The sequence below is a fragment of the Providencia sp. PROV073 genome, from assembly GCF_033688125.1.
GTDB classification, from domain to species: domain Bacteria; phylum Pseudomonadota; class Gammaproteobacteria; order Enterobacterales; family Enterobacteriaceae; genus Providencia; species Providencia hangzhouensis.
In genome coordinates this window covers 3938259-3964284 of sequence record NZ_CP096353.1, presented here as the reverse complement: position 1 = coordinate 3964284, position 26026 = coordinate 3938259, and the positions used below count along the sequence as shown (strand labels likewise).

At 40.6% G+C, this 26026-nt stretch carries 22 protein-coding genes; 11 read left to right on the top strand and 11 right to left on the bottom strand.

Annotated elements, in window-relative coordinates:
* The first annotated feature begins 15 nt into the window (after positions 1 to 15).
* From M1F17_RS18150 to M1F17_RS18135, 4 genes are all read left to right on the top strand, one after another.
* Positions 16 to 753, top strand: coding sequence for a molecular chaperone (locus tag M1F17_RS18150; RefSeq protein ID WP_164456118.1), 738 nt, complete (start codon positions 16 to 18; stop codon positions 751 to 753).
* Positions 750 to 1724, top strand: coding sequence for a hypothetical protein (locus tag M1F17_RS18145; RefSeq protein WP_272674543.1), 975 nt, complete (start codon positions 750 to 752; stop codon positions 1722 to 1724). Before M1F17_RS18150 ends, M1F17_RS18145 begins: the two co-directional genes overlap by 4 nt.
* A gap of 640 nt (positions 1725 to 2364) precedes the next feature.
* Complete coding sequence (gene rhaS, locus M1F17_RS18140) at positions 2365 to 3174, top strand: HTH-type transcriptional activator RhaS (RefSeq protein WP_096865091.1); 810 nt, start codon at positions 2365 to 2367, stop codon at positions 3172 to 3174.
* Between the two features lie 42 nt (positions 3175 to 3216).
* Complete coding sequence (locus M1F17_RS18135) at positions 3217 to 4074, top strand: helix-turn-helix domain-containing protein (RefSeq protein WP_144140484.1); 858 nt, start codon at positions 3217 to 3219, stop codon at positions 4072 to 4074.
* 36 nt (positions 4075 to 4110) lie between these two features.
* On the opposite strand, the gene rhaM is transcribed toward M1F17_RS18135, so the two are convergent.
* From rhaM to rhaB, 6 genes are all read right to left on the bottom strand, one after another.
* Complete coding sequence (gene rhaM, locus M1F17_RS18130) at positions 4111 to 4425, bottom strand: L-rhamnose mutarotase (RefSeq protein WP_096865089.1); 315 nt, start codon at positions 4423 to 4425, stop codon at positions 4111 to 4113.
* Between the two features lie 11 nt (positions 4426 to 4436).
* Entirely contained in the window at positions 4437 to 5588 is a 1152-nt protein-coding gene (fucO, locus tag M1F17_RS18125; protein WP_136135314.1) for a lactaldehyde reductase, read from the bottom strand.
* 39 nt (positions 5589 to 5627) lie between these two features.
* A complete protein-coding gene (gene rhaT / locus M1F17_RS18120; protein WP_004259701.1) occupies positions 5628 to 6662 on the bottom strand; it encodes an L-rhamnose/proton symporter RhaT in 1035 nt (344 codons plus the stop codon).
* Between the two features lie 74 nt (positions 6663 to 6736).
* Positions 6737 to 7558, bottom strand: a complete 822-nt coding sequence (rhaD, locus tag M1F17_RS18115; protein ID WP_004259698.1) for a rhamnulose-1-phosphate aldolase — start codon at positions 7556 to 7558, stop codon at positions 6737 to 6739.
* 10 nt (positions 7559 to 7568) lie between these two features.
* Positions 7569 to 8819, bottom strand: coding sequence for an L-rhamnose isomerase (locus M1F17_RS18110; RefSeq protein WP_004259694.1), 1251 nt, complete (start codon positions 8817 to 8819; stop codon positions 7569 to 7571).
* Positions 8820 to 8863: 44 nt separating this feature from the next.
* On the bottom strand, positions 8864 to 10312 hold the full coding sequence (gene rhaB, locus M1F17_RS18105; RefSeq protein WP_180312165.1) for a rhamnulokinase: 1449 nt from the start codon (positions 10310 to 10312) through the stop codon (positions 8864 to 8866).
* A gap of 181 nt (positions 10313 to 10493) precedes the next feature.
* Here rhaB and M1F17_RS18100 point away from each other — a divergent pair, with 181 nt between their 5' ends.
* Entirely contained in the window at positions 10494 to 10709 is a 216-nt protein-coding gene (locus M1F17_RS18100) for a YccJ family protein (protein WP_047756975.1), read from the top strand.
* 260 nt (positions 10710 to 10969) lie between these two features.
* Here the strand turns inward: M1F17_RS18100 and M1F17_RS18095 are convergent, their stop codons facing one another.
* Entirely contained in the window at positions 10970 to 12724 is a 1755-nt protein-coding gene (locus M1F17_RS18095; RefSeq protein ID WP_004259685.1) for a sigma-54-dependent Fis family transcriptional regulator, read from the bottom strand.
* 347 nt (positions 12725 to 13071) lie between these two features.
* Between M1F17_RS18095 and dpaL the strand changes: the two genes are divergently transcribed.
* From dpaL to M1F17_RS18070, 5 genes are all read left to right on the top strand, one after another.
* Positions 13072 to 14289, top strand: coding sequence for a diaminopropionate ammonia-lyase (gene dpaL, locus M1F17_RS18090; protein ID WP_096865086.1), 1218 nt, complete (start codon positions 13072 to 13074; stop codon positions 14287 to 14289).
* 14 nt (positions 14290 to 14303) lie between these two features.
* Positions 14304 to 15494, top strand: coding sequence for a YgeY family selenium metabolism-linked hydrolase (locus M1F17_RS18085; protein ID WP_096865085.1), 1191 nt, complete (start codon positions 14304 to 14306; stop codon positions 15492 to 15494).
* Positions 15495 to 15546: 52 nt separating this feature from the next.
* On the top strand, positions 15547 to 17145 hold the full coding sequence (locus M1F17_RS18080; RefSeq protein WP_096865084.1) for an N-acyl-D-amino-acid deacylase family protein: 1599 nt from the start codon (positions 15547 to 15549) through the stop codon (positions 17143 to 17145).
* Between the two features lie 70 nt (positions 17146 to 17215).
* Positions 17216 to 18622, top strand: coding sequence for a dihydropyrimidinase (gene hydA / locus M1F17_RS18075; RefSeq protein WP_180312164.1), 1407 nt, complete (start codon positions 17216 to 17218; stop codon positions 18620 to 18622).
* A gap of 27 nt (positions 18623 to 18649) precedes the next feature.
* A complete protein-coding gene (locus M1F17_RS18070; protein ID WP_004259669.1) occupies positions 18650 to 19996 on the top strand; it encodes a cytosine permease in 1347 nt (448 codons plus the stop codon).
* A 205-nt stretch (positions 19997 to 20201) separates the two neighbouring features.
* On the opposite strand, the gene M1F17_RS18065 is transcribed toward M1F17_RS18070, so the two are convergent.
* From M1F17_RS18065 to dcuC, 3 genes are all read right to left on the bottom strand, one after another.
* A complete protein-coding gene (locus M1F17_RS18065; protein ID WP_004259666.1) occupies positions 20202 to 21251 on the bottom strand; it encodes an asparaginase in 1050 nt (349 codons plus the stop codon).
* Between the two features lie 72 nt (positions 21252 to 21323).
* The gene (locus M1F17_RS18060; RefSeq protein WP_004259661.1) at positions 21324 to 22598 is read right to left on the bottom strand and encodes an amidohydrolase; all 1275 of its coding nucleotides are present in this window, start codon (positions 22596 to 22598) and stop codon (positions 21324 to 21326) included.
* A gap of 26 nt (positions 22599 to 22624) precedes the next feature.
* The gene (gene dcuC / locus M1F17_RS18055) at positions 22625 to 23989 is read right to left on the bottom strand and encodes a C4-dicarboxylate transporter DcuC (RefSeq protein WP_004259659.1); all 1365 of its coding nucleotides are present in this window, start codon (positions 23987 to 23989) and stop codon (positions 22625 to 22627) included.
* Positions 23990 to 24209: 220 nt separating this feature from the next.
* On the opposite strand from dcuC, the gene M1F17_RS18050 reads away from it, so the two are divergent.
* Positions 24210 to 25151 carry a DMT family transporter gene (locus M1F17_RS18050; protein ID WP_180312162.1) on the top strand — a complete coding sequence of 314 codons (942 nt, stop codon included), beginning with the start codon at positions 24210 to 24212 and terminating at the stop codon, positions 25149 to 25151.
* Positions 25152 to 25225: 74 nt separating this feature from the next.
* Here M1F17_RS18050 and M1F17_RS18045 read toward each other — a convergent pair whose 3' ends face one another.
* Positions 25226 to 25759, bottom strand: a complete 534-nt coding sequence (locus tag M1F17_RS18045; RefSeq protein WP_004259653.1) for a MarR family winged helix-turn-helix transcriptional regulator — start codon at positions 25757 to 25759, stop codon at positions 25226 to 25228.
* Positions 25760 to 26026: the final 267 nt, after the last annotated feature.

Below are 26026 nucleotides of genomic sequence, written 5' to 3'. Positions count from 1 at the left end.
TCAATGGGTGAAAAAATGACATTATTTAAAAAAGTACTTTCCGTTGTTTTACTCTCAAGCGTCATGAGCCAAGCGTATGCCGTTCTTGGGTTAGATAGAACCCGTGTTATTTTTAATGAAGCCGATGGCGGAACCAGTATCGTTGTTGAAAACCAAGATACCGCCTCTTCGTTTTTAGCGCAGACATGGATAGAAAACCAAAAAGGTGAAAAGCTGACTAACTCACTAGTGGCATTACCTTTTTTACAAAAAATTGGCCCTAAACAGAAAAAACAAATCAAAATTGCGTATATGGATGGGCAAAATACCTTACCCACGGACAGGGAGAGTCTGTTGTATTTCAATGTATTAGGTATTCCACCGCAAGGTAAAGAAGCGAATGCGGTTCAGTTTACTATCCAATCACGCTTAAAACTGTTTTATCGCCCAAAAGGTATTGACTACAAAGTCTCTGCCGAGAAAGATTTTCAGCGCGATTTAAAAGTCACAAAACAAGGTGGACAGATTACGTTGTCGAATCCAACCCCGTTTAATATTGTGATCACCAATATCAATGTTGATCAAAGTAAAGATAAAGATTTCCCTGAAGTGCTTGTCGCCCCGTTTAGTGATTCGACCGTGACCTTGAAAAACCCGGCATGGAACAGTTTTGAAGTCGCTTATATTGATGACTTCGGTGGTCTGAAATTTAATAAATACCAGTGCGCCGCAGCACAGCCTTGCCAATTATTGCCACAGGCGAAAAACAAATGAAAAATAACAAAAAACAATCAATAAAAGCACGGCAAGGTATATTAGGGATAATGCTTTTAGCCTTTGGTCATGATGTCTATGCAGGCGCGGATTGTGTCCCTAACGGCGGACACAACTGGAACCCTTCACCGCTGATAAATATAGATATGAACACGACGCCTGGTTCAGTCCCTGCGGGTACGCTACTAGGAACGGCATCGACAGGTTTTTTTTCATGGAGATGTAATTTTAGTGGAAATACACAAGATAGAATGATTTATTTTGTTAATCAAACACCAGCAACAACAAAAGCGTATTTATTGTCAAACGGTGTTCGGCTCTATCAATATACGGACCCAAATAGACCCGTAGAAATTACCGCTACAAACACACCTAGGATAGAAGTGGGGTATTGGAGTCCAGGTCAGTATAATATTGCTTTCATATATATCTATGAGCTCAAAAGAGGTGTAGGGCCGTTAAAATCGTTTGATACAGGTTTATTTACTGTGGGCTATCATGTTGATGGAACAGGCCGAAATTTTGGCGATATATACCGCGCCCAGATTGTGGGAAAACTGGTGAACTATTGCCCAACACCGATTGTCCGTATGAGCAATAAAGTGGTTGATTTTAAAGAACTCACTGCTGAGAATTTTGAAAATGGTCAAATAGTTAGAGAAAACTTTTCATTAGATTTAGTGCCCGATTCAACGTGTGAAGCAGCATTAGAAGTCAGTGTTGCATTCCAAAGCAACAGCGGCGTGGTAAATAAAAAGTACATCGTCTTTGACAATGGCCTACAAGCTGCAATTACAGACAGAACCAATAACCAGCAGGTCGCATTTGATCAGTATTATTATAAAGGGAGTATCAGTAAACAGCAGCCTGGCTACTTCCCTTACAGTGTCGAATTATCCAAGAAAGATGCCGAAGCCATTAAATCAGGGCAATTCAGTAATACCGTGAATGTTTTATTTAGCTATCGTTAGTAAGTTTCAGGTTTGTATTAAGTCAATATCACTTCTATGCGGTGGTATTGGCTTAGCCTAAAATGGCGGAGAGATAATGAGGTTTTTCTGGTTTAAAATTACACAGGCATTTTGTGTTGTTTTTGATGGAATTATTTAATTTAGGGTAGTATTCAATAATTCCCTAATGACTATTTAGGGTCAGCAGTTTGAGATACTAAAGGCGTCTTTTTTTATGTTTTAAATCACAATGTTATAAGAAATCTTCTACTTTTCCGTTAATACATTTCAATCCAACTCATCCTACATCAAGTATCTGTTATTGGTATCTCTTGATTCAATTAAAGCCGTAGAGAATCTGTACCCTTTTATGTTGTGGCTCGCTTACAACAACGTGTGATCGTTATTATACGCTATGTGCTACAGAGACGGTGTTCTTAGATAGAGTGGCTTTTATGTATCCAGGGTCACATTTTGTACATTTACTTGGTGAACTCTTGAAAATATCGCCAATAACGCGTGATTACTTGGTCATAATTTCAAGGCGATTTTGGATGAGATCAATAGAATAGGGATATAAGGGTATTTACGATAATCCCACGAACGATAAATAAACCATGGTCAGTTTTACGGGCGAGAAGTGTTTATTAGGAGATCTTTCATGAAATTATATAGCGAAGATTTTTTTATCACACCGCAGCAGCACATTACAGTTGAGCCAAGGGTACCTCAGCCTATTTTTCCTGAACATACACATGATTTTAGTGAGATCTTTTTGGTAACTCAGGGTATTGGCCTACATGTACTTAATGGGAGGCCTTATACATTATGTCCTGGGATGGTGTGCTATATAAAATCCTGTGATTATCACTTATTTGATAATGTTTCCAACCTAAATTTAACCAATGTACTTTATCGCTCAGACTCCAGTTTTACCTATTTAAATAATATCAGTCATTTTTTTCCGACAGATGCTGAAAAAAACATTTCACATTGGCTCTTAAATAAAGAGCATTACAATAAAGCACAACAAATTATTGATAAACTCAACGAAAGCGATGGCTCTGATCTTGCTTATACTGAAAGCCTTTTTTTGCAGTTAATTGTTAATTTACAAGATGGCCGTTATAACCATATTGGTGAAGGGAATAATGAACAACGTATTATCCAGATGTTACGCTGGCTAAATATGAATTTTACCGAAGATGTCGATTGGGGGCATTTAACCACTCAATTTTCAGTGTCATTACGGACCTTTCATCGTTATATGAAAAATAATTTAGGCATATCACCACAAAATTACTTAATAAAGTTGAGGCTATCAGAAGCTTATTACCAAATTCGTTTTTCAGATAAAACCATTACGGATATTGCATTGGAAAGTGGCTTTAATGATAGTGCATATTTTTCGACGTGTTTTAAAAGTGAGTATAATTTCACACCCCGTGACCTGCGTCATTGCAGTAATTAAAAAAGATCGTAATGATCATCCCTACACTTTTTTGAGGTGATCATGATACAAAGCATTCTTTCGATCAACAGCAGTGATTATTTTATTAGGCCTGAAAATACCGTGACGATAGAAATGCGGGATTCTCAGGAAGATTTTATTGTTCATAGCCATAATTTTAATGAGTTTGTGATTGTTTTTTCAGGAAATGGTTTACACCATTGGAATGGTATTGATTATCCAATTACTTGTGGAGATCTGTTTTATATTAATGCGGAAGATTGTCATGGCTATCACTCAGTAAATAACTTAAAACTGGTTAATGTATTATATAAACCTAATGAGTTTTTCATTAAAAAATCTATTGAAAAGTATGTTCCATTAAGTTATCAGCCGATAACATCTAGGCACTGGAAATTGCCGCCTTCCAGCTTATCAACGTTGACGCCCATTATTGAGAAAATGGCATTAGAATGCCAAAAACCGGATATTCCATCTATTCATCTTTGCGAAGGGCTATTTTTACAGTTAGCTATTTATATTTATCGTTTACGTTATCAGCCAGATCAAGCTCCAATAAGTTTATTACACCAAATGGATCAGCTAATAAATTGTTTAAATTTAAGTATCAATACGTCATTTTCATTAGAAAAATTTGCTCAGGAGCATCAGATGTCTGCGCGTTCATTGCAGCGTTTATTTAAGTCGAAAACAGGAATGACGGTAATGGAATATCTGCAACAATTACGTTTGTGCCAAGCGGCGTTATTATTGCGTAGTACCTCGTTGTCGATTAGTGAAGTCGCTGGGCAATGTGGTTATGAAGACAGTAATTATTTTTCGAGTGTCTTCCATAAAAAAATGAAAATGACAGCAAGTGCATATCGCCGTTGTTTTTTACAAAAAGATAAATTGAGGTAAGTGCTAGCCAATAGACTAGCACTGCCTAGGGGGAGATTAGTCTAAATAAAATACCGACCTTAACTCATCACTGATTGGGCTATTGTCAGGGTTTGATGGCATAATATCCGACATATATTTCCACCATTTTTGGCACACTTCCGTTTGTGCAACGCTATCCCAGCGTTCCTGTGATTCAATTTCCACGTAGCCGAATAATAAATTTCGTTTGTTATCTAAGAAAATAGAATAGTGATGTGCGCCATGTTCTTTGAGTGTCAGCACTAATTCAGGCCAAATTTCATCATGTCGGCGCTGATATTCTTGGTGGGCGTCAGGAGCAATTTGCATCACAAATGCTTTTTTTATCATGATATCACCCTCTAATAAATCGCTTGATATAATTCAGTGATGTCTTCTAATGTGGTGTCACGTGGATTACCTCCAGTACACACATCATCAAAGGCGGCTTGAGCAAGGGATGGAATATCTTCCAGTTTCATGCCGATCTCACGCAGTTTTTCAGGAATACCAACGTCCTTGTTTAGCGCAAAAACAGCAGCAATGGCGGTATTTCTGGCTTCTTGAAGTGAAAAGGCATCGATATTTTTTACACCCATAGCACGAGCGATATCTCGATATTTTTCCCCAGTATAATCAGCGTTATACGACATAACATGAGGTAATAAAATGGCGTTAGCGACACCGTGTGGAGTATTGTAAAACGCTCCAAGGGGATGAGCCATACCATGAACTAACCCCAAGCCAACGTTAGAAAAGCCCATTCCTGCCATGTATTGTGCTAGTGCCATCGTTTCAACACCTTGCGGGTCGCCCTTAACGGATTGCCGTAACGAATTGCTGATCAACTCAATGGATTTAAGGTGTAGAGCATCGGTAAGTGCCCAAGCCCCTTTCGTGATATAGCCTTCAATAGCATGGGTGAGAGCATCAACGCCAGTTGCAGCCTTTAAGCTTGCAGGCATGGATGCCATCATTGATGGATCAATAATGGCAACAATCGGAATACTATGGGGGTCAACGCACACAAATTTACGGCACAGCTTGTTATCTGTGATGACATAGTTAATCGTGACTTCAGCTGCAGTTCCTGCGGTAGTTGGGATTGCGATAATAGGAACTGCTGGGTTTTGGGTTGGAGCGACACCTTCTAAGCTCACCACATTTTCGTATTGTGGGTTATTGATAATAATCCCAATCGCTTTAGCGGTGTCTTGTGGAGAACCTCCTCCGATAGCGATAAGACAATCTGCATTAGATTGTTTGAAGTGTTTTAGCCCTTGTTGGACGGTATCAATGGTTGGGTTAGGAATAACGCCATCATAAATGGCGTAGTCCAATTTAGCGTCATCTAATAATTGGGTGACTTTACTGACTACATTATATTTAACCAGATCCGCATCCGTGACAATCAGTGCTTTGTTAAATTGGCGTTTTTGAATTTCCTCGACAAGGTGGTTAATTGCCCCTTCGCCAAAGTATGAGGTTTCATTAAGTATCATTCTATGGGTCATCGCTGACCTCCCAATCAATTAAAATAAAAAACGGTTACATTAGGCGGCCATTCCCAAGCCAACAATATTTGCCGCTAAGATAATCACTAAACAGCCTAAACATAAAATTCGAACGGGTTTTCTGCCGGTGCCTTTCCATTCTTTTAGCGCTAACCCCACGATACCGCCACACAGAACATAGAAACTCATATGTAGCATCCAGCTCATAAAGCCGTATTGTGATGGGATATTTGCATGTCCCCATGCGTAGAAGAAAAATTGGAAGTACCACATAGCGCCACCCAAAATGGCAAATAAAATATTGCTGACCAGTAGGGCTTTGGGGACAGAGATATCTGATTTGAAAGAGATATCTTTACGATAAATAAGTCTAATAAAACAATAGCCTAAATTGATTAATGCACCGCCACCCATGATGATGACGTAACTTGGTAATGCCACATAAAGAGAAGAAACGCCAAGGGCAGCGGACGCCTCGTGCATAGGGACGGCTGCACTCATTGCGAATGACATACCGGCTGAGAAAATGCCGCACATGACTGCCAGTAATAAGCCTTTTTTCAGGTTGAACTCTTCGGCTTGCACTCCGGTCGCTTTTTCTTTTAGTAACCCGGCATAGGAAACGATGGCAACCCCAAGAACAGCCACAAGGACGCCAAGAATTGTTAATTTTCCGCCCGTAGAGGCAATCAATTCGCCAAATGTGCCTTGAATAATTGGGGTCATTAAGGTACCAACAATGAGCGTAATACCAATGGCAATTCCGATGCCCATTGACATACCTAAATAGCGCATAGTCAGACCATAGCCAATATTACCCACCCCCCACATAGCACCAAATAAAAAAACGGGGATCAGAATATTTGCACTAAAAGAGCTGTAGTAGGCCCAAAAGTCAGGAAGTAAAATATAACTGATGGTCCAAGGTAAAATAATCCAAGAAAAAATCCCGGCAATGGACCACATAGTTTCCCATGACCAGTTTTTAACTTTTTTTAATGGTGCGTAGAAGCAAGCCGCCGAAGCTGCGCCGACAAAATGCCAAAAAATACCGAGTAAAATTCCACTGCCCATGAACTATTCCTCACTGTTTATTATCGTTTTAATTTCTCTGTGGAAGGGAAGGCCTATCCACAGAGAAACAGGCTTTATTTCAATGCATCAGACATTGGTGTGACATTAAATCGCTTGGCAAGCGCAATCAGATTCTCTGTTGAAATAGTTTGTTTTTTACCGCCCATCGAGAGAACTTTGACAAGTATCTCAGCGGATTTTTCTGCGGTATCAATTAAACCAAAAGCGTCATCTAAGGTTGGGCCGGAACCAAAAATTCCATGGAATGGCCAAAGTACTAAGCCATGTTGTTTCATTTGTTCCGCTGTTTCTAAGCCGATGCCATCTGTGCCAGGCACCATCCATGGCAGCACACCGATACCATCAGGGAAAACAACCAAACATTCGGTACTCATTTCCCATAAATGACGCGTGATGGATGCACTATCGAGCGGTAAAACATAGCTTAGCGCAATGATATTGGTTGCATGGCAGTGCATGATGACGCGGTTAGCGCCATTAGTGGCTTGCATACGTGTGATATGTGATTGAAAGTGAGCAGCAAATTCCGAGGTTGGTATTGCACCATTCACAAAGCCCCAAACAATATGGTAACCCTGACCTTCATTATCGATACGAACTAGACCCAAGTTATCTGCAGGGTCTAAGGCAACATTACGGAAAAATTTACCAGAACCTGTGACAATAAAATATTGGTTTGCTAGCTCTTTAACTGGTTCAGTTGTTTCGATATAACGCGGGTCAGCGTGAAAAGTGTGTTTAAATGGAGCAACATCGTCTTCAGTTAGTCGTAAGCTCACATTACCGCCATTACGTTCATCCCAGCCTTTGAGCCACATATCGCTGGTGGCTTTTATCATCCCTTGGACAAACCAAGATGTCAGAATATCTTGCATACAATTCACCTTAACGTGTTAATAATGTTGATTTTTCGTATTGTTTAACTTCATCTAACCATTTTTCGCCTACAGGAACATTGTTGCGTTCGCAGTATTCATCCCAAACAGCTTGCCATGGCAGGCATTTTTGTTCTTCCAATAGCGCGAGGCGAGCTGTGAAGTCCCCTTCTGCTTCGAGTTGACGCAGTCTTGCGGTTGGTTCAAGTAAGGCGCGTAGTAACGCTTTTTTCATATTGCGAGTCCCAATGACCCACGCAGCAATGCGGTTAATCGATGCGTCAAAGAAATCGAGACCAATGTGCACACGGTTTTTTAAGTTATGGCGAATGATTTCATTGGCAATCGCTTGAGTTTCATCATCAAGTAAAATGACGTGGTCACTGTCCCAACGCACAGGACGGCTGACGTGCAGTAATAGGCGTTCAACATAAGGAATGACGGCTGAAATTTTGTCTGAAATAACCTCGGTTGGATGGAAGTGGCCGGCATCTAAACATAATGCGGTTTTACGTGTGATGGCATAGCCCAAATAAAACTCACTGGAGCCTGCGGTGTAAGATTCAGCACCAATACCGAATAACTTACTTTCGACGGCATCGATATGATATTTAATATCAATTTTTTCACTGATAATTTCATCCAATGACTCGACTAAGCGTTGGCGTGGCGCATAGCGGTCGACGGGGAGATCTTTCATGCCGTCAGGGATCCAAATATTCATTACGGAAGCACTATTTAATGACTCGCCAAAATACGCAGAAATACGGCGACAAGCTTGTCCATGACCAATCCAATAGTCTCTAATTTCCTTATTACTGTGAGTTAGCGTCGCTTCGCTACTGAGTGGATGGGAAAAATAAGAAGGGTTAAAATCGAGTGCGATATGGTTTTTTTTCGCCCAATCAACCCAATTGGCAAAATGGCGAGGTTCAATTTCATTACGTTCGACGGCGGTATCAGCTTCGAGATAAAGAGCGTGCAGGTTAACGCGTTTAGGGCCAGGAATTAAGCTCATTGCTTTATCCATGTCTGCGCGTAATTCAATCGCATTGGTCGCTTTGCCGGGGTAATTACCTGTAGCTTGAATACCACCGCTTAAAGCGGTTGCAGATTTTTCAAAGCCAGCTACGTCATCTCCCTGCCAGCAATGCATCGATACAGGCAAGTCAGCCATGGCTTGCATCGCCAGTTCAGTATCGATACCAAGGTCAGCAAAACGTTGTTTGGCAATAAGATAACTTTCTTTGTAATTAGACATGAAATTTTCCTTATAACTTATCGATATACGGTTAATAACCTGAGTTAGGCCGTAATGGTTTTAAATCGTTTCCAAGGTTCATCCAGCGCGATGCTTTGAGGTTGAAACCAACAAAGCTCGGTATTTTCTGCAATAATGGTGCGCAGGGTTGGTACATCTGGAATGGTGTTTAGGGCAATCAACTGATACCCAATGTTTCCTAAGGTGGACGCTTCAATCGGGCCTGTGCTCACAGGAACTCCGCAAGTGTTGGCGCAGAGTTGGTTAAGTAGGGCATTTTGGCTACCACCACCGACGATATGCAGCTGCTGTAATGGGGCATGATTTATTTGCTGCAATTCAAGAAACACTTGACGATAGAGCAGTGCTAAGCTGTCGAAAACACAGCGAGCTAGCTCAGCGATAGTATTTGGGACGGGTTGTTGGTTTTCCTGACAAGCCTCTTTAATGGCCTGGCTCATCGACTCAGGGTTTAAGAAGCGGTTATCATTGGGGTTAATAAGATAAGTGAAGGCGGGGATAGCTTCTGCTGACGCAATTAGGCTGCAAATATCTTGCACGTCATGTTCAAGACAAATGCGTTGGAATAACCATAACCCCATAATATTCTTTAGGGCACGGTAGTGGCCATTTACTCCACCTTCATTGGTAATATTGGCAGCAAATGCGTATTCACAAGTACAAGGAGTAGTACGTTCGAGGCCCATTAATGACCAAGTTCCTGAGCTTAAATAGGCACTATGGCTATCGGTTATCGGCGCCGCAATGACAGCGCTGGCCGTATCATGGCTTGCTATGGCAATCACCGGAATTTTTTTACCTTTGGGCGTTTGCCAGTGGCCAATGATATTACCTGGTTGCTTGATTTCACCTAATAAACAGCGTGGTATTTGTAGATACTCGACTAACTCATCATCCCAATCACTTGTTTCCAGGTTAACCATTTGGCTGGTGGAAATATTGGTATATTCATGGTTGATTTGCCCAGTCAAACGGTATGCGAAATAATCAGGGATCAATAATAAATGGTGTGCTTGTTCCAGCCATTGAGGGTGTGATTGTTGCAAGGACTTCAATTGATATAAGGTATTGAAAGGGAGAAATTGGATCCCTGTTTTTTGGTAGATATTTTGAACACCAAGGTCGGTTTGGACTTGCTCCATGACACCTTGGGTGCGGTTATCACGGTAAGAGAAATTGCGACCGACGGTGGCACCATCACGGTCAAGTAGAACATAATCAACGCCCCAAGTGTCGATGCCAATGCTGTCAATATGGATGCCAGATTGCTCTACATGGTGTAAGCCAATCCGTATTTGAGTCTCAAGATCATCCAGATCCCAATAACAATGATCACCTTCAGTGATCAAATGGTTTGTAAAACGATGAATTTCATCTAATGATAATTTTTTATTATGCACATCATAGCAAGCCAACATGACACGACCGCTAGATGCGCCTAAATCAATAGCAACAACATGGCGAATATTCATGACTTTTTAATCTCTATTACTTAACTTATAGTCATATACTAGAGATAGTGAATAGTGAGCGCGTTTAATGGAGCGTCACTAAAAAGGAAAAATGGCAATATATTTAAAGTCGTAGTGATCTTATTCACAGACTTGAAATCTCTCAGTGTTTTTACCAGAACCATTTAATCAGGAGCGAATAATGAAAGACCCTCACCATATAGCCGAATGGGCTAAAGTTAGAGAAACCTCAATTGAAATTGCTCAAGCTATTTTTGAATTAGCGAATAATGATGAAGTATTAGCGGAACAAATTTGGGAAGAAGGTTCTGATGAAGTTTTACCTCTGGCCTTCTCGAAGACCACCGCGGATAGGCTATATTGGGGGGAAGAAACCATCGAAAGGAAAAATGTATAATTCGTTTTGTGTTCTTCTGAAGAGATAAAAACCTCGCGTTGGCGAGGTTTTTATTGGCGATCATAAGGTGTTAATTTATCTTACTTGCCATTAAAAGATGAGATATTTTGAGAAGGGCGTAAAAACAAAAGTAAGATAGCCATCACAAAATGACCATTCGCTTTGTGACTATTTGTATAGCAGTAACAGTTGGTTGGATTATTAGTAATAAGTACGATAAGTCAGGCACTGAGAGAAATATTAGTGCCTAGATATGAAGGTCAGCTGGAAATATCGTATTTTTTTAATCGGCGATACAGTGTCGCAATACTTAAACCTAATATTTGTGCCGCTTCTTTCTTTCCTCCCATGGAGTAACCCGTTTTTTCAAGTACGTGTTGTATGGTTTCTTTCTCATAATGGTGTACAGGCAGCGCAGCGGTTTTTGTAATGGAATGTATTGATTCTGTTGATGAATTTGTTTCTGTAATATACTCAGGTAAATGGCTATGGTTCATTTCAGGCAGATCGCCTTGCATTACATAAATATACTCGATGACATTACGCAGTTCACGTATGTTACCCGGCCAATGATAGCCATATAAATAATTCATTACTGTATCAGGGATCTTTTGCTTTTCTCTATCATATTGCATTGAAAATTGGTCAGAAAAATATTTCGCTAAATCAGCAATATCCTCACGATGCTCCCGTAATGCAGGAACAGGGATCGGCACAACATTTAATCGGTAATATAGGTCTTCTCGAAACGTTTTGTGTTCGACCATCTCTAATAAATTTTTGTTTGTGGCTGCAATAATGCGGACATCGGTAGGTATTTGGTTATTTGAACCAACTCGGGTGATGGTTTTATCTTGTAAAACACGCAGTAGCTTAGCCTGTAATAACAAAGGCATATCACCAATTTCATCGAGAAATAGGCTACCTCCATGGGCTAATTCAAACTTACCTATACGCCCTTTAGGATCTGCTCCGGTGAATGCGCCTCTGATATAGCCAAAGAGCTCGCTTTCAAGGAGTTGCTCTGGTATTGCCGCACAGTTTATGGTGACAAAGGGCTGAGCATGTCGAGCACTTTGTGTATGTAGAGCATAAGCGACGACCTCTTTTCCTGAGCCACTTTCCCCCGTGATCAGTACATTTGCATGACTGACAGCGACCTTCTTGATGGTTTGTTTGAGGTTCATCATAGTCAATGAATTACCGATTAACTGTGAAGGGGCTTCGCTGATTTCAACGGATGATTGATTGACATGAGTAATATAATCACGGGCGTCCTGAAAAATGATCATGGTTAACGTATCATTTTCCAGTGAAGTAAAAGTAACATTACGGCAGAGTACATGATAGCGCTGGCCTTCTAATTCTAACCATGCTTCTTCATCGCCATATAAAATATCCCCTGTAAGTTCAAAGGACAGTGATAGGCCTATAATATCTTTATTAAAAAAGCGGGATGCAGAGCGGTTGGTATGCCAAATTTTTTGTTGGCTATCGATGGCTATTACGCCTCTATCCATAGCATCAATTAATCGCCGAAATGCATGTAAAGATTCTTGGGCTCTCAAGCGTTCAAGACACTCAAATACCTTACTCGATATCATTTCGGCTATTTGTTCGATGAATGTGATGAATTTATTGAGTTGCTGAAGTAATACGGCTCGCTGTTGTTTGGTCGAGCAAATAATGCCAATGACACCAATGACTTTACCATTTAAAAAAATCGGTGCGTTAAGGTCTAATTCTTCCGTACAGGTTTCTCTATTTTCACATAGATGGCAGAGGTTATTTTCCCCAGGATCTTTAATTAATACGGTTTCTTGTACTCGTAAAACATGACGATAAATATAGCCGTTACGTGAAACGTTTTGATTAAGCATGTGTTTGTAATAACCCGTTCCTGCAATACGGATCAGATATTCATCAATAATTTCGACATCTGTTCCGGTTACGCCAGAAATAGCTTCTGCGTAATGGCAAATTTCATTTTGGATAGTACTCAGAATGGATGTCATTTTTTCCCTTGTTATCAAAATTGATAAATATTAATAAATTTAATTGAGGTGATAATTATAGTTTTATTTATAAATCAATATATTAAATTATTTATATATCGCCATCACACTATTTATCATATTTGATAATTTATCAATGAGGTAAATCAATGATATCGAATTTAGTAAAAGCAATTCTATATGGTTTATTTTAAATTTTGTTTTATATCAACTGGCTACATTATTTTCTCATTATAATTATACGTAAATGCCGATCTTGGCATGTGTATTGCTACCTAAGCTGTAAACCTATTTTTTATTAAGACTTAATTGTCTTGTTTATTAATAATAAGTTCATGAGGTTTTCCATGCAGGAGCAATTAAAGTACTACATTAATCACAGCCGTTTTAAGCAGAAACCTACGGCGAACCTTGCCTCTTTTTCGCAAGCTGAATTACATAAAGCGTGGCAATTTCACCGCTCAATTCCTGAGTATGCACCAACACCGCTCTATCATTTACCTGCACTCGCCAAGTCATTAAATGTCGGACAGATTTACTTAAAAGATGAGTCTCAACGCTTTGGCCTCAAGGCATTTAAGGCATTAGGTGGCGCCTATGCAATGGCCTGCCATATCGCCGAAGAGTTGGGGAGAGATATCTCTGAGCTTCCTTATAACGTTATGGTCAGCAATGAGGTTAGAGAACAATTAAATGGCATTACTTTTGCCACCACGACGGATGGTAATCATGGGCGAGGCGTGGCGTGGATGGCACGTCAACTTAAACAAAAATCAGTAGTTTATATGCCTAAAGGTTCTTCCCATGAACGCTTAGATGCCATCTTGAATGAAGGTGCGACCGCAGAAATTGTAGATATGAATTATGACGATGCGGTACGTATGACAGCCGAAATGGCAAGAAAATATGGCTGGGTGGTGGTGCAAGATACCGCTTGGGCTGGCTATGAAAAGATCCCACAGTGGATTATGCAAGGCTACAGCACGTTAATGTTTGAAGCTTTGTCACAGTTACATGAAGTGAAACCGACACACGTTTTTGTTCAAGCTGGTGTTGGCTCATTTGCTGGCATGGTGCAGGGGATGTTAACGGCACTTTATGGAGAGGATAGACCGAAAGTGATTATTGCTGAAGCTCAAATTGCGGATTGCCTTTACCGTTCAGCGGTTGCTGAAAATGAGGAAGCGATCTCTGTTGGAGGCGATCTACAAACAGTTATGGCTGGGCTGGCATGTGGTGAAGCCAATATTGCAGGTTGGCAATTATTACGAGACTACGCCGATGCTTTCTTTTCTTGCCCTGACTTTGTCGCAACGCGAGGGATGCGGATATTAGGTAACCCATTACCGACTGACCCTCCGATTGTTTCGGGTGAATCTGGTGCTGTCACTACAGGGTTACTTTCTATTTTAATGCAGTCCCAAAATTATGCTGATGTGCGCAACAGGCTGGAACTGAATGAAAATTCACGCATTTTGCTTATCAGTACTGAGGGCGACACGGATATTCAACGTTATCGGGATATTGTTTGGGATGGTGAGTTCCCAAGCTTTGGCCAATTTTAATCGGGGTGAAAAATATGTTTTCAGAAAATCGTCTTAACGAAGTCATCAAGAATTGTCAGGCTTTAGTTCGTGAAAAAAGTTACTCCGGTGAAGAGGGCAATGTTGTCCGTGTTATTAAATCCATGATGGAAGATTATGAATTTGATGATATTCATGTTGATAGATACGGCAATATCATTGGTGGAATTGTAGGGAAATACCCTGGAAAAACGCTGGTTTTTGATGGACACATCGATACGGTTCCAGTCGATGAAAGCCAATGGACGCAAGACCCATTTGGCGGAGAAATTAATGACGGCAAAATTTATGGTCGTGGTACGACCGATATGAAAGGTGCAGTTGCTGCCATGATTTCAGCCATTGGTTTTTTCGGCCAAGACTATCTGCGTGAGTTTGCTGGGAAAATTTATGTTTCCTGCATCGTACATGAGGAATGTTTTGAAGGTGTAGCGGCACGCCTAGTCACTGAAAAGTATCATCCTGATTATGTGGTTATCGGCGAGGCTTCTGAGCTTAACCTGAAAATTGGCCAACGTGGTCGCGCAGAGGTGGTGGTAGAAACATTTGGTAAGCCAGCCCACTCCGCAAACCCGCAAGCGGGTATTAACGCGGTTTATAAAATGGCGGCATTGGTTGAAAAAATTAGAACATTAACTCCGCCTGTTCACCCCGTTCTTGGTTTAGGGATCCTTGAATTAACGGATATTAAATCTTCACCATATCCCGGCGCATCGGTTGTCCCTGAATATTGCCGAGCGACTTATGACCGTAGGTTATTGGTTGGTGAAAGCAAAGATAGCGTAATTGAACCTATCCAAAAAGTGTTGGAAGAAATGATTCAGTTGGACCCCGAATTTAAAGCGCGGGTGTCTTATGCCTATGGTACGGAATCTTGCTATACCGGTAGTACCATTGAAGGAGAGCGTTTCTTTCCCGGTTGGGTGTTAGATGAATCGGATGAATTTGTGCAGTGTGTTTTATCGGGGCTCAAAAAAGTCGGTATTAACCCAACCATTACCCAATATTCATTTTGTACCAACGGTAGCCACTATGCGGGGGAAGCCAATATTCCTACGATTGGCTTTGGGCCTTCCAGAGAAAATCTGGCTCACACCATTGATGAATATATCGAAATTGGACAATTAACAGGCTCAGTCAAAGGCTACTACAGCATAATTTCTAGTATTTACAATAATAACAAATAGTTATCTTTTGATGCCTTAGTGACTACTAAGGCATTGATAAAGGAAGAGAACAATGAAAACACTATTTAAAAATGCCACCATCATTGACGGTACAGGAGAAAGTCAGTATCACAGCGACTTACTTGTTAATGAAGGTAAAATTATTCAAATCGGCGATATTAGCGCCAACACTCAGGACCAGGTTATTGATGCAACCGGTAAAATCATTTGTCCCGGTTTTATTGATACGCACACTCACTCTGATTTATCGGTGTTATTAAACCCCGCAGTTTCCGCAAAAATTCGCCAAGGGATCACGACTGAGCTGTTGGGGCAAGACGGCGTTGCATTGGCACCTTTGCCTGAACAATATATTTCCGCGTGGCGTAAAAATATTGCTGGCCTCGATGGTGACTCTGATGAGATTGACTGGCACTTCAAAAATACAGCGGGATATCTCAACATGTTAGAGGCGCGAGGAAGCGCTACGAACCTCGCTTATCTTGTTCCCCACGGTAATATCCGTATGGAAGCCATGGGATTAGATGGTAAGGCATCGACGCAGGAAGATGTCGCCAAAATGTGCCAGATTCTTGAGCGAGAGTTACAAGCAGGGGCCTATGGGCTATCTACAGGCCTTATCTATATGCCTTGTGCTTTTGGCGATACCGCTGAGATCACCGAACTTTGCAAAGTGACAGCCAAATATAATGGGATTTTTGTGGTTCATCAGCGCAGTGAAGCGGATGACATCATTCAGTCGACTCAAGAACTTATTGATATTGCTCATGCATCCGGAGTTTGGCTACATATTTCTCATATGAAGGTCTGTGGTAAGAAAAACTGGTCACTGATCGATGAAATGCTATCGATGCTTGAACAAGCACAGCAAGAAGGAATACGCATCTCTTTCGACCAATATCCTTATGTTGCTGGTAGCACCATGTTAGGGGTGATTTTACCGCCGTGGGTGCATGCAGGTGGTACGGAAAAGCTACTCGAACGCCTGAAATCTTCTGAATTACGCCAACGTATGATTGACGATATCGAAAAAGGGATCCCTGGGTGGGATAACTTCATTGATTTCGCTGGGTTAGATCAAATCTTCATTACCAGTGTGAAGCAACAGAAAAACCAAGATGCAGTAGGTTTAAACTTAGTTCAACTTGGAGAGTTACGTGGTAAAGACCCTTATAACGCCACTTTTGACCTGTTATATGAGGAAGATAACGCTGTTGGAATGGTGGATTTTTATGGGACAGAAGAGCATGTGATTAAATTTTTGTGCCGCCCAGAGCAGAATGTTTGTACGGATGGCTTAATGGGGGCAGGTAAGCCTCATCCCCGTGTTTTTGGAGCATTTCCTCGAGTACTTGGGAAGTATGTACGCGAAGAAGCTTGTTTAACTTGGGAAGCAGCGATTCGCAAAATGACCGGCAAACCAGCAGAGGTTTTGGGATTAACCAATAGGGGATTACTTAAAGAGGGTTACCAAGCCGATATCGTAATGTTAGACCCACATACCATTACAGACAAAGGTACTTTTGTTGAACCAAATCAATACCCTGAAGGTATTGAGCTTGTGATGGTTAATGGTCGAATTGCGCTGTTTAATCACATTGAAAGTTATGCCTGCAGTGGACAAGTTTTACGGAAAGGAACGCTGAGTTGATCAATCAATAATAGCTGCAACACAGTCTCTTTTTCGCTGTGTTGTGACATAAAAATCGTTGGAGATAGTTATGTTTGACACAATTATTAGAAATGGGCATTTAGTTCTTGAAGAGGGTACGGTTCGCGCCGATTTGGCAATTAAAAAAGGCAAAATTGCTGCTTTACTTGGCCCTGATGAGCCCGCTGAATGCCAAAAAGAAATTGATGCGCAAGGCCGATTAGTTCTACCCGGTTTAATTGATGCGCATATGCACACACAGGCTCCATTTCAAGGGATTTCCCCGCAACTTACCTTTTATCAGCAAAGTATTTGCGCCGCATTTGCGGGTGTCACAACCTATATGGATTTTACCAATACTTGGAAAGGCTCAAGTGTTCTTCAGGCGCTAGATGACCGTATTGAGGAAATGACTGAGTCTGCGATTGATTTTAGTGTACATGGCAAATTTGTTGAAGCTAACGAGCAGTTATTAGATGAAATTCCACTTCTTGCGGCAAAAGGGTGCCCAACATTTAAATTATTTATGACTTACCGTAAAGAAGGTGTGATGGCAGATGATATGACTCTGATGCAGGTCTTTAAACGTGCAAAAGAAAATAACTGTATGCCATTGATCCATGCGGAAAGTAATGCGATAGCAGAAACCGCGGTGGATGAGTGCATCAAAAATAACACCCTAACTTGGCGTGACTTTGCCAATAGTAAGCCCGTTATTTGTGAAACAGAAGCCTTTGGCCGCGTGGCTAAACTCGCTGAATCAGTTGGTGTTCCTCTTCTGATTGTTCATACCACAAATGGTCCTTGTCTAAACATTGCACAACAAGCACAAGAGCGAGGCCAAAAACTGTATATCGAAACGGGCCCTCACTATTTAACGCTGTTCGATGAACTCTATGATGATATTGAAAATGGGCATCTGGCCATTTGTTCGCCTCCACTGCGCACTCGTAAAGAGCGGGATGAACTTTGGGATGGCATTAAGAACGGTACGATCACCTTGATTGGTTCCGATGATTGCACTTTCACTCGTGAGGAAAAGGAAAAGGCTTTACAGCGCGATGCCAATGGCAAAATTATCCCCGATTTTACTAAGGTGGTGAATGGGTTATCTGGCCTCGAAATCCGTTTTAATTTGATGGTAACCGAAGGTGTAGAGAACGGAAAAATCACTATGAACCAAGCGGTTGCACTATGTAGCACTAACATTGCGAAAACCATGGGATGTTATCCACAAAAAGGGACGCTATTACCTGGAGCTGATGCTGACATTGTCATTTTTGATCTGAATGAGGAATGGGTTATTTCAGCCAATAACTTACACAGTGGTGCTGGCTATAGCCTACATGAAGGATATAAAGCGAAAGGAAAGGTTAAAACAACCCTTTTACGTGGCGAAATCATTATGGATAACAACACCTTTATGGGAAGTAAAGGCCAAGGGAAATTTATTAAACGTACTTTGAAATTAAACTAAAACGACAATAAATATGAGGCTAGACTCATGAATAATGGACAAAATATTTCACAGGAATTGCTTGCTAAAGCCAATCAGGAATTGCTACCTACACAGGAAAAAGACAGAACGTTAAAGACGCGCGACTTGCTGGTGCTTTGTTCATCGATGGTGATCAACGTTGTGGGGTTGGTGATCCCCGCTCAAGTACTTTTAAGAGGAGGATATTCCCCTATTGAAGTGTTAATTGCTTGTTTTTTCGGTTTTTTATTAGTCACCGTGTTAATTACGTTAACTGGTGATATCGGTACACGTTACGGTGTTCCTTTCACCATTTTTATTCGCGACTGCTTAGGAAAACAAGGGGCGAAAATTGGTGCGATATGTCGAGCCATCGTCTGTTTAACATGGTGCGGTGTGATTTTATTTTTAGGGACGCAGGCGATTAATGCGATTATCGAAATTGTCACTGGGGTTTCCATGTTTTGGGTGATATTCATCACTTATGCATCCTTACAGCTATTCAATGCAAGCCGTAACGTAGACAGTATGAGTAAGTTTGGCACATTGGCAGTCCCCATTTTGGCATGCGGATTGGTGTCATTGGTTGCTTGGTTATTACAAGAACACCAAATTTCTTTACCCGATATTGTGACGGCTTCTCCATTAGAAGGAACCGGGTTCAGCTTTATTACTGTTATTGCTATCTTTAGTGGAGGATGGTTATCTGAAGCTCTAAATGGCAGTGACTTAACCAGAAAGCTAAAATTACCTGAAAACAGTGCATCAAGTAGCTTCTTTGCTCGTAATAAACGCACTATCTTTTGTTTTGGGCTTGGGTTTGTTGGTACAGGCTTATTGCTCACTCTTGCAGGGTTGATTAGTGCTTATCTGACGAAAAGCGATAACCCTATTGGGATGCTACAAATTGCTTTTGCTGATAACGCAACCATATTAATTATTAGCTGTATTATCATTGTATTTGCACAATGGACCGTCAATACCTGTGCGAATATTTTTCCCGCAACATTAATTATGCTTAATTTCTTCCCTAAATTAACTTTCGCAAAAGCGACATGGCTAGTTGGGTTGATTAGTATTTTAATGATGCCATGGTTATTATTAAGCTACCTTGATTATGTGCAAATGATTTTCTCTGCAATACTCGCTCCCATATTGGCGATTATGCTAGTACATTATTACCTTATTCGTAAATGTCATCTTAATTTAGAAAACCTGTACAGCGATGATATTCCTAACTGGCGAAAACCGGGTATTACTGCGCTAGTGATTGGGTTGGTATCAGGTATGATAGGTTATAATTTTGCATTCTTTATTGCATTTCCGATTACAGCAATTATTTATTATCTACTAGCAAAGAAAGCCAATATTTAAAAATAGTAATCAAATAAAGCCAAATTTTAATTATTCAAATATTAGCCATTTAACTAAGTGGGGCACTAACGCTATCTGAATATTGATTATCTATATAATAAATTTAAACTTGTTTTTATAATTTATTTATTATCCTAGAAATAAGTATGATGAATGCTAAAAAGGCGTCTATATTTTAGACGCCTTTAACAATGAAGATATTTAATTAACGTTGGCTATCAAAGTAATTCGATATTTGTTTAAGATTGGCACCAGTTGCAAGGGCGAGTTGTAAGAGAATGCGAGACTTTTGTGGGTTTAAAAAGCCAGACCCGATAGCAAATGATTTACTACTCACATAGCCAGAGCCTGTTCGGGTTGCCATCACAACAGGAATACCTTTGTCACTGAGCTGCTTAATTGCCTCCTCCATGTTACTTGAGACATTTCCATTACCACTGCCCGCAACAATAATCCCTTTGGCTCCGTTATTGATAGCGGCATGAAGCATAGCTGGGGTCTGGTCTTGGTAGGCATAAATAATTTCGACATTAGGGAGTTTATCTACCTTACTAACATCGAAAAAAGTACGGTCAACAGGCTGTGCAGGGGTATAGTAGAATTTGGGTTTTCCACTGACAAAGACTCCAAGATAGCCAGGTTCATAAGATTTAAATGCATCAGGAGTGGTTGAGTTTGCTTTGGTGGTATAAAAAGCAGAACCAATGCGGTCGTTTAAAACTACCATGACTCCGCGATTTTCAGCTTTCTTATCCGCAGCAAGTACGACGCTTTCAAGCAGATTCATTGGGCCATCTGCACTGATAGCGGTTGCTGGTCTCATGGCTCCGACAATAACGATAGGCTGTTTATTTTGGGTGGTTAACTCTAAGAAGAACGCTGTTTCTTCAATTGTATCCGTCCCATGGGTGATAACGACGCCTTGTTGTTTTCCTTCATTCAGTAAATGATTAACACGTTTACTGAGATTTAATAGGATCTCGCTGCTAATATTGCCGCTGATGGTGTTAGAAATCTGTTCTCCTTTGACGATAGCAACATCGTTGATTTCTGGCACGGCATTGATTAACACATTAATACCCAGTGAGCCCGCTTTATAGTCGGTGGTATCAAGGTTGGATTTGGAGCTTCCTGCGATGGTCCCCCCAGTGGCTAAAATAGTTACGTTGGGTTTAATGGCATCAGCTGCGAGTGAAACAGAGGTATATAAGATCAGGCTAGAAAGTAGTGTATTTAATAATGTCTTTTTCATCATATTTCCTTAAAAAAACCTTATAACATCATCAGCTATAAGGTTTCATAATTGGCTTATATTGATTTGCTGTTTTTATACGGATAAACGTTGTAGTAACCCTGTAAAGATTGAAAAACCAGTGAATAGCTGTTCTTCATCGATATCAAATTTGGCTTGATGGTGGCCAGCTTTGATATCAGATCCAATCACAAAATAAGCGGCCTTTCCGCCATGAGCTTGTACGCGTTTAATCAACAGTGTGGCATCATCACTGCCATTAAAATTCATGGTGCGCTGTACTTTTTTTACGGCTGGAATAGTTTGGGCTACTTCGGTGATATAGTCAGTCATTTCATCGTCAGGAATGAAATCAACGGCTTCCCCCATGACCTCAGTTTCGAGTTCAACATCAAAGCTGAGTGCTACACCACGTGCACGCCTTAAGGCTTCTTCGGTCATGTAATTGTTAATTTTTTCATTTTCGCCACGTACTTCAATTTGCATTTGTGCGTATGAAGGGATCACATTACGGCCTTCTCCTGCATTTAATACCCCGACATTAGCGCGGGTCATTCCTTCACCATGGGTAGGTAGGCTTAAAATCTGGATAGTCGCGTTACAAGCGGCGAGTAATGCATTTTTTCCGGCATGTGGCTCCATACCTGCGTGCGCGGCTTTACCTTTAAAACGTAGATCCATTTTTAATGTCGAAAGGTAACGTTCCGGTGCGGCTACAATCACTCCACTTGGGATATCACAGCCAAGATGCCCGCAAGCAAAGTAATCAACATCATCTAGAATGCCACTTTCGGCGATAGGTTTTGCTCCGCGTACACCTTCTTCAGCTGGCTGGAAAATGAGTTTAATAACACCTTTTAGTGAACTATTTTTATTTTCCATCAACCATTTTGCGACACCGAGGCCGATAGCCATGTGCCCATCATGGCCACAAGCATGCATATAGCCTTGATTAGTAGAGTTAAATCCTTCTTGATTTGGAATGTGCTCTGCCGTATCGGTTTCTTGTACATTGACACAATCAATATCAAAACGAAATGCGATAGTGGGCCCCGGTCGTCCGGTATCAAAGATTGCTGCACATCCTGTGTAGTCGCCGATCCTTTCGAGTAGCGCATCATCGACTCCACGTTCTTTGGCTGCGTGCTTGGCTTTTTCAACAATGGATGGATTGCGCCCACGAATAAAATCAGGGTTGATGATCTGCTCCCCTGTTAATACGTGGTGCCCCATTTCTTCAAGTATTTTAATTAAGGTCGCCGTGGTATAAAACTCTCCCCAACCCGTTTCTGGGTAACGGTGGAATTGACGTCGCCACGTAACTAATGAGGCATTATCTATTGTAGTCATTTTTATTTTCCTTTTAATAACCCATTCTACGCATACAGAAAATATGCATAAATTAACGTTGCTATCGTGCCTACCGCTAAAGGTACAGAGGTTCTTTTCACTACTTCAACAGGACTCACTTTGATAACCGATGCGACAATAATGACGACAGCTGAGACTGGGGAGATTGCTCGAACTAAGTTAGACGTAAATTGCATTGGAAGAGCAACCATAATTGGATCAACATGGGCTTGATTCGCTATAGATGGAATTAATTCAATGAAAGAATAAAATACCGCATTACCACTACCGCTAATAAAGGTGATTAATGCTGTTAAGCCGGAGAAAATAAACATTAATCCAACGCCTGCATTATTCACGTTTTTGACCACGCCCGAAATCATATCGATGATGCCAATAGCATTAAGGCCAGCAACAAGCGTACCTGCGGCAACAATCAGAACAACAACTTGAGAAAAGCCTTCACCCATGCCTTTAAAAAAGAGCCCAGCTTGAACCATTTGTTCTTTTGGATTGCCTTTACGGATAAGTTCAGTGGCAAATGCAAGAATAAAAGAGAAGAGTGTGATTTCAACAAGCCCCACTTTGATTTCTCGAAAACAGAGTCCTAAAACGATAATTAGAATAAGTGGAACGAGCGGAAATAAGGCGTAGTAAGCAGGGGGTAGTTCTTTATTACCTTCGAGTTTACTTTCATCAACTTCAGTAAATGCGGATGCACCTTGGCGCTTATCCATATACTTTTGCCAAAAATAGTGTGCAAATCCCATTAATAATAAAACAGGAAGTGAGACAACAGCATGGTGTAACGTGACGTAGTCGACAACATGTTCAAAACCCAGTAATCGAGCCGCAACAACATTATCACCCCCTAGTGGTGTTGGCATAATTGTCGCCGTAGTTGCAATAATACCTGCCGCTGTCATTGATGACATTTTGGCAGCTCTTAATATTGGATATAAGGTCGCCATTAAAATAACGGCTAATGAAGCTGCGCTGGGGATCACTAATGATAGTAAGTTTCCTAACCAAAAAACGATTGGGACTAGGATATAAGGAGAACGAATTTTTGAAATAGGTTTTGCGACTAAATGAACGGCTGCATCGTTTGCACCAATGCGTGACATATAAGAAGAAAAACCAAATAGGACCATGATTATGATCCCTGCGCCACCAAACTGTTTTATAAACCCTAGCTGTATTTGTTTTAGTGGATCAAGCCAAATATTCCCTGTACTTTGTTTTATATCTAAAATGGGCATCCCTAACATTGCTGCGCTGAGCATCAGCGCAATACCAGCAGTGAACAATACAATCTTTGCTTCGTAGTTCTTCGCAATTGCATAACCCGCCAGTATCAACACTATTACACTGATAAATATAACAGTCATAGCTGCCTCTCATTATTATTTCTTTATTGGAAGTATCTTCACAAGAAGATATATCAATATTAGTAATTCGCTTTTTAATATCAATCAAAAAACGTACTATAATTGATTTTTATCATGAACAATTACTTTTCTTTCACCTTGAATCTAATCCAACTTGTATCTTCTTATGAAGTATCTTAATGTGAAGATATATTTTTATTGAAATGGTGGTAAAAGTTCAATGACGATGAGAAAAGTATCTTTAGTTGGTATCACACTAGCGCTAAGTGCCGCTTTTTTATGGGGTACTGCGGGGACGGCTCAAAGCTTTGTACAGGGTGCAACAGCACCTTACTGGATTGGTGCATTTAGATTGCTTGTTGCGTGTTTTTTCTTCCATCTGTTGTTTTTTTATCGTGGTGCAAGCCGCCAATCACTAAAAATAAATGAGCGACAGCAAAGCGAAAATTCTTCGAATAGGTCAAGGAGATATTGGCGATATATTACTATCGCAGGTATTTGTATGGGGTTATATAACTTAACGTTTTTTGCAGGTATAAAGGCGACAGGGATTGCCATTGGTACAGCAACAACTATTGGTAGCGCACCTATTTGGGCTGGCTTAATGCAGGCGATTCTTCTCAAGAAATCCCCATCTTTACTTTGGTGGCTTGGAACTTTTTGTGCGACGGCTGGAGGGACATGGATGGTTCTTTCTCAAAGTAGCAGTTGGCAAATCAATGCGGGGGGCTTACTTATTTGTTTAAGTGCTGGCTTTTGCTATGCACTTTATACGTTGATGAGTAAGAAATTGGTTAGCATTGATTCTCCATTAACCATTACTAAGCATACATTCAGTATTGCTATATTTATCGCGGTTCCAATTGCTTGGATACTAGCGGGAACGCCAACTGTCAGTTGGGTGAGCATTGCAGTCATATTTTATCTTGGATTATTAACAACTGGAGTGGCTTATCTTTTATATACTCAAGCTTTGAAACATATTAGTGCTCCAACAGGAGTGGCATTGGGTTTAATTGAACCTATTGTGGCATTTTTCCTGGCGATCGTTGTTGCCCATGAAAATGTTAATATGTTTGCTATAGTAGGGCTATGTTTGATTTTGGCTGGGTTATGGTTAGTTTTAAAGTCTGAGGGACGGGTCAGTAAAAAACCTAACTAAAGTGATTAAGGCAAAATGAAGACAGCTCAATGTGAGCTGCACCCTGAGGTTTATTCCAACTTTGGGGTTTTTTATTAAGCCCCATTTTTTTCGTTGAGCTCAGATTTTTGTGATTGAATAAGTTTTTTTAGTAGCATTGCGAGTTGATCTTTATTTTCGTCATCTAATCCTTGAACTAATGATTTTTCAATCGCGACGTGAGTTTCCACAGCTTCAAGGGTTAGCTTTCGTCCCTCTGGTGTTATTTTTACAATCACACCACGTCTATCCGCAGGATCTGGAATTCTAACAATAAATTTCTTTTCTTCTAATCGATTAATTCGGTTAGATAACCCACCGGAGGAAATAAGGATTTTTTTTTGAAGTTCTTTTGGTGAAAGCTGACGATCAGGATTCCTAGCAAGTGCTGCTAGTACCTCAAACTCACCCACATTTAGATTATAACGAGCGAGATTGGCATCAATAAATTGAGAAATATAATGGCTCATGCGTACTATGCGGGCGATAATAGGCAAACCACTCAAGTCTAATGTAGGGACGGTTTCCAGCCACTCTTGTATTAGTGTATCAACAAAGTCTTTATCTGACATTTTTTTGATTTCTTTCATGACTAAAATCCAGTATTGAGCTTATTTGTATACTAAGTCTGAATCAACCTAACTCTTTATATTTTCAATATAAGTTTATCATGAAAAAGGAGCATTTCACACACTTACCCCTATTCAGAGTATTGAACTAATCGGAGTGTCAGCAGAAACTCAATTTTTACATTTGACTTAATATAAGATTTTTCGATTGCATGTTCTTTTTATAATTTAGCATTGGTAGCTATGTATTGTCACATTTGAATCGGTAATACATAGCTATGATTGGCT